At 68.4% G+C, this 9,865-nt stretch carries 8 protein-coding genes and 1 pseudogene; 4 read left to right on the forward strand and 5 right to left on the reverse strand.

Annotation, left to right across the window (positions count from 1 at the left end):
- Positions 1 to 63 precede the first annotated feature (63 nt).
- Positions 64 to 594, reverse strand: a complete 531-nt coding sequence (locus tag J0695_RS38045; RefSeq protein WP_206969395.1) for a hypothetical protein — start codon at positions 592 to 594, stop codon at positions 64 to 66.
- 99 nt (positions 595 to 693) lie between these two features.
- Between J0695_RS38045 and J0695_RS38050 the strand changes: the two genes are divergently transcribed.
- The 3 genes from J0695_RS38050 to J0695_RS38060 all read left to right on the forward strand — a co-directional run bounded on the left by J0695_RS38050 (position 694) and on the right by J0695_RS38060 (position 4,215).
- On the forward strand, positions 694 to 1,323 hold the full coding sequence (locus tag J0695_RS38050) for an acyl-CoA-like ligand-binding transcription factor (protein ID WP_206969397.1): 630 nt from the start codon (positions 694 to 696) through the stop codon (positions 1,321 to 1,323).
- Positions 1,324 to 1,346: 23 nt separating this feature from the next.
- Complete coding sequence (locus J0695_RS38055; protein ID WP_206969402.1) at positions 1,347 to 2,924, forward strand: FAD-dependent monooxygenase; 1,578 nt, start codon at positions 1,347 to 1,349, stop codon at positions 2,922 to 2,924.
- A gap of 166 nt (positions 2,925 to 3,090) precedes the next feature.
- A complete protein-coding gene (locus tag J0695_RS38060) occupies positions 3,091 to 4,215 on the forward strand; it encodes a peptidoglycan recognition protein family protein (protein ID WP_206969405.1) in 1,125 nt (374 codons plus the stop codon).
- A 74-nt stretch (positions 4,216 to 4,289) separates the two neighbouring features.
- On the opposite strand, the gene J0695_RS38065 is transcribed toward J0695_RS38060, so the two are convergent.
- From J0695_RS38065 to J0695_RS38080, 4 genes and pseudogenes are all read right to left on the reverse strand, one after another.
- Positions 4,290 to 5,651, reverse strand: coding sequence for a GH1 family beta-glucosidase (locus J0695_RS38065; protein ID WP_206969406.1), 1,362 nt, complete (start codon positions 5,649 to 5,651; stop codon positions 4,290 to 4,292).
- Between the two features lie 19 nt (positions 5,652 to 5,670).
- Positions 5,671 to 6,543, reverse strand: coding sequence for a carbohydrate ABC transporter permease (locus tag J0695_RS38070; RefSeq protein ID WP_206969407.1), 873 nt, complete (start codon positions 6,541 to 6,543; stop codon positions 5,671 to 5,673).
- Positions 6,536 to 7,543, reverse strand: coding sequence for a carbohydrate ABC transporter permease (locus J0695_RS38075; protein WP_206969408.1), 1,008 nt, complete (start codon positions 7,541 to 7,543; stop codon positions 6,536 to 6,538). The genes J0695_RS38070 and J0695_RS38075 overlap by 8 nt, the downstream gene beginning before the upstream one ends.
- An 11-nt stretch (positions 7,544 to 7,554) precedes the next feature.
- Positions 7,555 to 8,733 (reverse strand): annotated as a pseudogene (locus J0695_RS38080) (ABC transporter substrate-binding protein); the annotation flags it as partial.
- A 207-nt stretch (positions 8,734 to 8,940) separates the two neighbouring features.
- On the opposite strand from J0695_RS38080, the gene J0695_RS38085 reads away from it, so the two are divergent.
- The coding region (locus J0695_RS38085; RefSeq protein WP_206969413.1) for an ROK family transcriptional regulator at positions 8,941 to 9,865 on the forward strand (925 nt) is incomplete at its 3' end.

The raw sequence follows: 9,865 nt of genomic DNA on the forward strand, positions 1-9,865 counted from the left end.
AACAGCGCATCCGGCGCTCACTTCGCAGCGTTCACCGCGTGCGGGGTGAGCGCCGCGTGGGTGTCAGAGGTGGCCCACTTCGCCGGTGCCGGTGAACCGGAGCACCGACCTGCGGATGAGGTCGAGGAATTCAGGCAGGTTCTCTGCCACACGGTGGAACTCCCCGCAGTCCACGGATGCCGTGCTCGACCGGTGGATCGCCCCGCACCAGTCCGCGACGAACAGCAATCCGCCGCCGTCCGAGGCGATCACCATGCCGAGCGGGTCGTCGGACTCCGGGATGAACACCGGTCCCTCTTCAGCCAGTTGATTCAGGACGTGGCGTGCGGAGTGGATGAAGCAGCCGTTTCCGACGTCGGGAAGGCTGACGTCGCCGATCGACGCGTAGAACGTCGCCATGTCGCTGAAGCCGAGTGCCTCGTGGCCGTAGTCCCGCGCTGCGCGGAGGTCGTCTGCATTGGCCTCGCGGATCCCGTTGGCACCCGGGGTGTAGCCGTAGGCGTCCTCGAAGTCCACGAGCATGGCATCGACGGCTTCGGCGATCTGGTCGCACCACTGGGTGAGCCAGGACGGGGAGAGGGGAGGGTGATCCACGGAATGGATCGTCCCACTCGGTGCTGTCTGCGAAGGGGAGCGAAAACGTGCCGCAGCGGCAATCTTGCGCGTTCGGCAATATTTGCTACGGTGGTCCGCATGTCACCGGAAGACGAAGCCCGCATCGGACTGCGCGAGCGCAAGAAGCACGAGACCCGCGTTGCGCTGAGCCAGGCCACCATCCGACTGTGCGTCCAGCGCGGTTGGGACAACGTGACGGTGGAGGACATCGCCGTTGCCGCCAACGTGTCCGTACGTACCTTCCGCAACTACTTCTCCGGTAAGGCCGAGGCGATTGCCGCCGGCCATCTCGAGCGGATGCTGCGGATCGCCGACTCGTTGCGCGCGCAGCCGGTGGGCGAGCCCCTGTGGGACTCGATCGCCCGCGCCGTCCAGGCCCAGTTCGTACCGCAGGGGGAAAACGGTGCGGAGTCCGCCCGCGACCAGCGCTGGACGGAGGGGCTCCGGCTGATGCTGGCCGAACCGGCGCTGCAGGGGGAGGTCGTCAAGGCGAGCGCGGCCGCGGACGAGGAACTGGCCAAGGCGATCGCGGAGCGCACCGGTACCGACGTGGACCGTGACGTGTATCCGAAGCTCGTCGCCGCGGTCGTCGGCGCCGGGAGCGCCACGGCCGTGCAGCACTGCCTGCTCGCTGATCCGCCTGTCCCGCTCGGCCCCGTGCTGCGCGAGGTGTTCGGCCGGATTGCCGCAGGCCTTCCCAACCCGTAGCACCGGCCTAGGAGGGGGACACCATGACAGTCACCGAAGTCGTCATCGTCGGAGGCGGCCCGAACGGGCTGATGCTCGCCTGTGAACTGGCCCTGGCAGGGGTCCGGCCCGTCGTGCTGGAGGGCCTGTCCGCGCCGAGCGAAGTGCCCAAGGCGAACGGGCTGCTCGGCCAGGTCGTGCAGGTCGTCGACCGGCGGGGGCTGTACGAGCGCCTCAGCGGCACGCCGGGGCCGCCGCGGCCCAACTCGGCGTACTTCATATTCGCCGCACTGCCCCTGGACCTGAGCCTGCTGCCCAGCAGCCCGGTGTACGCCCTGCCGGCGCCGCAGCGGCACATCGTCCAGGTCCTGGAGGAGCGGGCCCTCGAACTGGGGGTCGAGATCCGGCGGGGGCACGAGGTCACCGGCCTGGTGCAGGACGACGGTGCGGTCACCGTCGACATCGCCGGTCCGGACGGCGCGTACCGACTGCGGGCCCGTTACGTCGTCGGAGCGGACGGCGCCCACAGCGTCACGCGCAAGCTGTCCGGCATCGGCTTCCCCGGCGTCAGCTACGACCGCAGGACCAGCCGCACGGCTCACACCACGGTTCCCCCTGAGTGGACGGATCCCACGAACGGCGCACTCGACGTGCCCGGTTACGGACCCGTCCTGCCGTTCCTGCCGCTGCGCACCGAGCACGGCGGGTTCGCCTATGCACCCTTCCCCGGCCACCCGCCCCTGCTCAGCACCACGGAGTGGGACCAGCCCGAGACCGATGCGCCGATGAGCCTCGACGAACTCGGGGCGAGCATCCGTCGCGTACTCGGCGCGGACATCCCTCTGGGAACGCCCGCAGGGGAGGGCCCCCATGTGCTGCGCAGGCTGACCGGCGGCAATACCCGGGTCGCCGAACAGTTCCGGGACCGCCGGGTGTTGCTGATCGGCGACGCCGCCCATGTGTATTCGGCCGGCGGCGGCCCCGGGCTCAACCTGGGCCTCCAGGACGCGGTCAACCTCGGCTGGAAACTCGCGGCGGAGCTCGGCGGGAGCGCTCCGCCCGGACTGCTCGACAGTTACGGTACCGAGCGCCGCAGCGCCGCCCTGCGCATGGTGGTCTACGCCCAGGCGCAGGCCGCGCTGACGGCGCCCGGCGGCGACGTCACCGCACTGCGTGAACTGTTCGCCGAACTCCTCGGCCTGCCCGGCACGGTGCAGCACCTCGCGGATCTCACCGCGGGCACCGACGTCCGCTACGACATGGGTGACGCCGACGCGCTCCCGTCGGTCGGCAGGTTCGCGCCGGACATGGAGCTCGGCACCCGGGCCGCCGGGACGGTCAGGCTCGCTGAACTCGCCTGTACAGCACGGCCGTTGCTCATCGACCTGACCGAAGACGGTTCGGTGGCCGGGGAATTCGCGGAGTGGCATGAGCGGGTGGACGTCGTGACCGCGCGGCCCGAGACCCCCGTCCCCGAGGTCACCGCCCTGCTGGTCCGTCCGGACGGCTATGTGGCATGGGCGACGGACTCGCCGCGCCCGGGACCGGCCGCCCTGGATTCCCTGCGGGCAGCCATGGAGCGGTGGTTCGGCACGGTCAGGGAGCGGACGATCTCCGCGTAGCGGCACACGCCGCCCTGGAGGGTGCGGGCTCCTTGCGATACCAGGCGATGGGCGCTCACGAGAAGTTCGGGACAAGGTCTGGATCGGACTCGCCTATGGCGCTTATTATCGCGCCGCCATCGGGTTCCGAAAAAAACTTACAGAATCGCTGGGGTGCCGTATGTCCATGCCGGAGTACGAGGTCGACCGCCGCACGCTGTTCACGTTCGGTTTGGGAGGGGCGGTCGCCGCGGTCGTCGGCACCCAGTTCGTCTTCCCCGGGACGGCGGAGGCGGCGCCCTCGGCAGAGTTCCCATGGATCATCGACTGCGACAGCTGGGGCGCGAGACCGCCGGCCGGGGCCACCCAGATCTCAGGCAACACCACCAACAAGATCATCCTGCATCACATGGCGTTCGCCAACGTCACCGACTACTCGCGCGAGCACGCCCTCCAACTGGCCAGGGACTGCCAGGACCTGCACATGGACACCAACGGCTGGGCCGACACCGGCCAGCACTTCACAGTCAGCCGCGGCGGCTACGTCCTGGAGGGCCGCCACCGCAGCCTGGAGACCCTGGACGCCGGGGTGCACCAGGTGACCGCCGCGCACTGCCCAGGGGAGAACGGCAACGCGATCGGCATCGAGAACGAGGGCACCTACATCACCGAGACCCCGCCCGACGCCCTCGTCGACTCCCTGGTCGAGCTGTGCACCGCCGTCTGTACCCAGTTCGGCCTCAACGCGTGGGACATCTTCGGCCACTGGGACTTCCGTACCACCGACTGCCCGGGCGTCGCCTTCTACGCCCAGTTCCCCATGGTCAGGTCCCGCGTCCTCAAGGCCCTGGGCACCCCGCACAGCGCGATCCCGGAGCGCCGCTGGCCGGACATCTGGCGCTTCGTCAACTGCCCCGTCGTCGAGGTCGCGCAGTATCTGCTGGCCGACCTCGGCTACGGCCTCACGCCCAACGGCACCTTCGGTGCCGACATGATCGCGGCCGTGGGCGATTTCCAGGCGCGCAACGGCATTCCGGTCGACCCGGACGCCACTTTCGACCGCGCGACCTGGGACGCGCTCGTCCCGGTTCTGGGCAAGGGGGCCGTCGGCCTCCCCGTCCAGGCTCTCCAGTACATGCTGATCCGCAAGGGCTGCGCCGAGGTCGTCCAGACGGGCGACTACGACCACGCCACGCAGAAGGCCGTTCAGGGGATGCAGCGTCTGCACGGTCTCGTCCCCAACGGAAAGGTGGACGTGGACACTTGGTGCTCCGTGGTCGGGGGCGCGGTACGCCCGGCCTTCCGGCGCTGACCGGCACGGACAGGGCCCCGTACGCGGATCGCTTCCGCTTACGGGGCCCGGTCCGGACTTCACCAGGTGTCCGGTCAGGCCGCCCGGCGGCCACGGCCGCGGCCGCGCGAGGAGCGGACGATGTCCGCGTAGCGGTAGCCGCTGCCCTTGATGGTGCGACGCTGGGTCGGGTAGTCGACATGGACCAGACCGAAGCGCTTGTCGTAGCCGTACGCCCACTCGAAGTTGTCGAGCAGCGACCACGCGAAGTACCCGGAGAGAGGGACGCCGCGGCGGACGGCGCGAGCGCAGGCCGCCAGGTGTTCCTCCAGGTACCTCACGCGTTCCGTGTCGTCGATCGAGCCGTCGGCGCGCAGGACGTCCGGGTAGGCGGAGCCGTTCTCGGTGATGTAGATCTGCTGGGGTCCGTAGTCGTCCGCGAGGCGCACCAGCATGTTCTCCAGGCCGTCGGCGTTGACTTCCCAGTCCATCGCGGTGTGGCGGGCACCGGGGAGGTAGACCTGCTTGGCGTGCGGGAGCGGGCCGCCCGGGTCGGCGGCGACGACATTGCGGAAGTAGTAGTTCAGGCCCAGCCAGTCCAGCGGCGCGGCGATCGTCTCCAGGTCCCCGGCCCTGACCGGCAGGTCGACGCCGTACAGGTCGACCATGTCCTGCGGGTAGCCGCGGCCGTGGATCGGGTCGAGCCACCAGCGGTTGGTGTGCCCGTCGGCGCGTACCGCCGCCGCCCGGTCCTCCTCACGGTCGGTGGCCGGTTCACAGGGGCTGAGGTTGTTGACGATGCCCACCCGGGCGCCGGGCACGGCGGCCCGGATCGCCTGGGTCGCCAGACCGTGGCCCAGATGCAGATGGTACGAGGCACGGACCGCGGCGGTGATGTCCGTGAGGCCCGGTGCCATCCGGCCTTCGAGGTGTCCGATCCAGGCCGAGCAGAGCGGCTCGTTGAGGGTCGTCCAGTTCTCCACCCGGTCACCCAGCCTGCCGGCGACGACGGCGGCGTACGCGGCGAAGTGCTCGGCGGTCTCGCGCTCGGGCCAGCCGCCGCGGTCCTGCAGCGCCTGCGGCAGGTCCCAGTGGTAGAGGGTCGGGTACGGGGTGATGCCCGCTTCCAGGAGGCCGTCCACCAGCTGGTCGTAGAAGGCGAGACCCTTCTCGTTGACCGGGCCGTCGCCGCCCGGGACGACGCGCGGCCAGGCGACGGAGAAGCGGTAGGCGTCCACGCCGAGTTGCTTCATCAGCGCGATGTCCTCGCGCCAGCGGTGGTAGTGGTCGCAGGCCACGTCACCGTTCTCATCGGCCTCGATCTTTCCCGGGGTGTGCGAGAACGTGTCCCAGATGGAGGGAAGGCGGCCGTCCTCCGCCACGGCTCCCTCGATCTGGTACGCGGCGGTCGCCACACCCCAGGTGAAGTCGGAGGGAAGGGAGTTGAAGTCGCTCAACGGACTGCCTTTCTAAAGGTCACTTGACGGCGCCGGCGGTCAGCCCGGCGACGAGATAGCGCTGGAGGAGCAGGAACCCGGCGACCACCGGCACGCTGACGACCAGCGAGGCGGCCATGATCTGGTTCCACGAGACGTCGTTGAGGGTGGAGTAGCCCTGGAGGCCGACGGCGAGTGTGCGCGTGGTGTCGTTGGTCATGACCGAGGCGAAGAGGACCTCGCCCCAGGCGGTCATGAACGCGTACATCGCGACGGCGACGATGCCGGGGATGGCCGCCGGCACCACCACCCGGAAGAGCGCGCCGAGAGGGCCGCAGCCGTCCACCATCGCGGCCTCGTCGAGGTCCTTGGGGATGGAGTCGAAGTACCCGATCAGCATCCAGATCGAGAACGGCAGCGAGAAGGTCAGATACGTGAGGATCAGACCGCCGCGCGAGCCGTAGAGCGCGATGCCGGTGGAGTTCCCGATGTTGACGAAGATCAGGAACAGCGGCAGCAGGAAGAGGATGCCGGGGAACATCTGGGTGGCGAGCACCGTGACCGTGAAGACCCGCTTGCCGCGGAAGCGGTAGCGGCTGACCGCGTACGCCGCGAAGACCGCGACCACCACCGAGGCGATGCTCGCCGTGCCCGCCACGATCAGCGAGTTCATGAAGTACCTGGCGAGCGGGATGGTGGTCCAGATGTCGACGTACGGGCGGAAGGTGATCTCGTGCGGGATCCAGGAGAACTTGCCCGAGACGTCGGCGAGGGACTTCATCGAGCTGCTGAGCATCACGTACACGGGAAGCAGCGTGAAGAGCGTGATCAGGGTGAGCGCGATCCGCCGGGTCCAGATGAAGGACTGCGGGGGTGCGGTGGGGGAGCGGCGGGTGGCCGTCGAACTAGACATCGGCGCTCTTCCTTCCGCGCGAGGTGAAGAACAGGTACACGGCCGTCACGACCAGGAGGAACAGCAGGAGCAGTACGGACATGGCCGCCCCGCTGCCGAAGTTCCAGGTGACGAACGAGGACTGGTAGATGTGGATCGAGATGAGGTCCGCAGATTCCGGTGCCGACTTGCCGAACAGGACGTACGGCGTGTTGAAGTCGTTGAAGGTCCAAAGGAAGAGGACCAGGACCAGGACCTGGTTGACGGAGCGCAGCGAGGGCAGCGTGATCCGGCGGATCTGCTGCCAGATGCCGGCGCCGTCGATCGATGCGGCCTCGTACAGTTCGCGCGGGATGTTCTGGAGCGCCGCCATCACCATCAGGAAGGCGAACGGCCAGGACTTCCAGACGGCCACGACCACCAGGGCGTAGAAGCTGTTGTCCCCGATCAGCCAGAACGATGCCTTGTCGGTGACGCCCAGCTGGTCGTGGAGTACGTGGTTCACCAGCCCGTTGTCGTGCTGGAACATGAACACCCAGGTGATGATCGCGGCGTACGCGGGGAGCGCGTACGGGATCAGGAAGACCGTGCGCAGCAGGCCCCTGCCGCGGAAGTTCTCCTGCATCAGCACCGCGGCCGCCGTGCCGATCAGCCAGGAGAAGCCGACGGCGAGAACGGTGAAACCGCAGGTGACGTAGAAGGAGTGCAGCAGGGCCTTGCCGATGGGGGCGTTGAAGTCGACGGCGATGTCGTAGTTGTGCAGTCCGTTCCAGGGCGCTGCGTTCCAGTTGCGGATGAAGAACTGCGTCAGCCCGCGGAAGCTCATCACGATGCCCATCAGCATCGGGATGATGTGGATGAGCAGTTCAAGGATCAGGGCGGGGAGAAGCAGGAGGTAGGGCAGGCCGCCACGGCGGATCCGGTCGGGGATGCGCGGGAAACGTCCGCGCACACCCCCGGACTTCAGAACATCGTCGCCGGCCGCCGGTGGCACCTTGGAAGGGGTCACGGTGGACGTCATGGATCAGTGCCTCACTGCTGCATCTGCTGCTGAGCCTTGGTCAGCTTGGACTTGACGAGCTCGGTGGTGATGGCGTGGCCCGCAGCGGCCTCCGACCACAGCTCCTTGATGGCGGTGCCCACCGTGGTCTCGAACTGCGACTCCGCCGCGACCTGGGGCAGCGGGGCGGCACTGGTGGTGAGCGTGTTCTTGAGGACGGTCAGATCCGGGGCGGAGAAGGCGGCGTCCGCCTGTGCGGCCTTGACCGGCGGTATCGCACCGAAGGTCTTGTTGAGGATCTTCTGCTCCTCGGTGCTGGTCATGAACTTGACGAAGTCCAGAGCACCCTTGGTGTTCTTGGTGTTCTTGAAGATCGCCATGTTGATGCCGGCGACCATGGAGTTGACCTGCTTGTCCTGGCCGGGCGCACCGGACGGGACCGGCACGGGGGCGGTGCCCCAGTCCGAGGGCTTCATGCCCTGCGCGGCGAAGGTCGTGGCCGCGGCCTGCCAGAGCACCATGGCGGTCTTGCCCTTGGCGAAGTCGCTGAGCGACTGGTTCTGGGCGTACTCGGCGTTGCCCGGGGCGATGATCTTGTCCTTGGCCATGAAGTCGACGTACTGCTTCACGGCCGCGACGGCGCCGTCGGAGGTGAAGGTCGGCTTGCCCGCGGCGTCGAAGAAGTCCGCGCCGTGCTGCTTGCCGAGGACGAACGCCTGGTGGATGTTGTTGGAGAGGTTGCCTCCCTCGGCGCCCAGGCCCCACTTGCCGCTGGTGCCGTTCTTGGAGATCTTCTGGCCGTCGGCGACCAGCTCGTCCCAGGTGGCCGGAGGCTTGGCGATGCCCGCGTCGGCGAACATCTTCTTGTTGTAGTAGAGCGCGTACGACAGCGAGTAGAGCGGGACCGCCGAGGGGTCCTTGCCGGCGGCGCCCGCCGAGGCGACGGCGGAGTCGACGAACTTGGAACGGCCGCCGATCGCGTCGAAGTTCTTCGTGTCCCAGGGCAGCAGCGCGCCCGTCGCCTGGAGCGAGGCCGACCAGGTGTTGCCGATGTTCAGGACGTCCGGGCCCTGGCCCGATGTCGTGGCGGCGAGGATCCGGTTGAGCAGGTCGGACCAGGGGACAACTTCGAGTTTGACCTTGATGCCGGTCTGCTTCTCGAACTTCGCCAGTTCGGGGGTGAGGATCTTCTTGTCCGTGGCGATGTCGGGCGCCNNGCGGCGGCGAGGGTGGAGACGGTGACGGCAACGGCTGCTGCGGCTCGGATTCTGCGCATGTTCGGTGGCCCCTTCCCGGGGAGGGCTGCGTTCAGTGGTCGAACGGCCTTCACGTCTTAATTCAGATCGTGAGTTAAGTAGTGAGAGAAGGTCGCGTCAAGAGCTTGCGCAGGGGTATGTTGCCTCCTGGGAAGGAGCCACATGGCTGAGCAGAACAGACGGACCGTGCGTGACCTGCGACGAGGCAACCGCGCAGAGGTATTGCAACGGTTGTATTTCGAAGGTCCGCTCAGTCGCCAGGAGTTGGGTTCGGCCACCGGTCTGAGTTCGGGTTCCATCAGCAATGTCGTCACGGAACTCGCCGGGGACGGACTCCTCGAGGAGGCCGGCGTGGTCGATTCCGACGGCGGACGCCCGCGCACCCTGCTGCGGGTCGCCCCCGGCAGCGGACACCTCATCGGCATCGACGTCGGCGAGACCAGGGTCCGGGTGGAGCTCTTCGATCTGGCACTGACCGAACTCGCCCGCACCGAGCGCCCGCTGGTCCACCACGGTTACGACGTCGACCGCATCGTCTCCCACATCAGGGACGCCGTCGCCGAGGTGCTGCGCGAGGCCGACGTCACGGCCGACCAGCTGATCGGCGTCGGGGTCGGTGTGCCCGGGATCATCGACCGCACCTCGGCGGACGGCGTCGTGGTGCACGGGCAGACCGTCGGCTGGGACGCCGTACCGCTGGAGTCGATGCTGCGCGAGTCCGCCGAACTCCCCGTTCACGTACCGTTCTTCATCGACAACGGGGCCAAGACGCTCGGCCAGGCGGAGATGTGGTTCGGCGGCGGCCGCGGGGCGAGCGACGCCGTCATCGTGCTCTTCGGCTCGGGCGTCAGCGCCTCGATCGTGGTCGACGGTGCCCTCTACGGAGGCGCCGACAGCCGGGCCGTCGAATGGGGTCACACCACCGTGCGGGTGCGCGGACGCCGCTGCCGCTGCGGCTCTCCGGGCTGCCTGGAGGCGTACGTCGGGGCCGAGGCCATCCGCGAGCGTTGGCTGGAGACGGGCCGCGTCGAAGGTGAGGCGGACACCGAGGAGACGGCACTCGCGTCCCTGCTGCTCGCCGCCCACC

Origin of the sequence: Streptomyces beijiangensis, from assembly GCF_017315755.1 — a bacterium.
GTDB lineage: Bacteria > Actinomycetota > Actinomycetes > Streptomycetales > Streptomycetaceae > Streptomyces > Streptomyces beijiangensis.

What these genes read in the sequence shown, in the direction of transcription:
- J0695_RS38050 (WP_206969397.1), top strand. Translation starts at nt 694, where the DNA reads ATGTCACCGGAAGACGAAGCCCGCATCGGACTGCGCGAGCGCAAGAAG.
- J0695_RS38055 (WP_206969402.1), top strand. Translation starts at nt 1,347, where the DNA reads ATGACAGTCACCGAAGTCGTCATCGTCGGAGGCGGCCCGAACGGGCTG.
- J0695_RS38060 (WP_206969405.1), top strand. Translation starts at nt 3,091, where the DNA reads ATGCCGGAGTACGAGGTCGACCGCCGCACGCTGTTCACGTTCGGTTTG.
- J0695_RS38070 (WP_206969407.1), bottom strand. Translation starts at nt 6,543, where the DNA reads ATGTCTAGTTCGACGGCCACCCGCCGCTCCCCCACCGCACCCCCGCAG.
- J0695_RS38075 (WP_206969408.1), bottom strand. Translation starts at nt 7,543, where the DNA reads ATGACGTCCACCGTGACCCCTTCCAAGGTGCCACCGGCGGCCGGCGAC.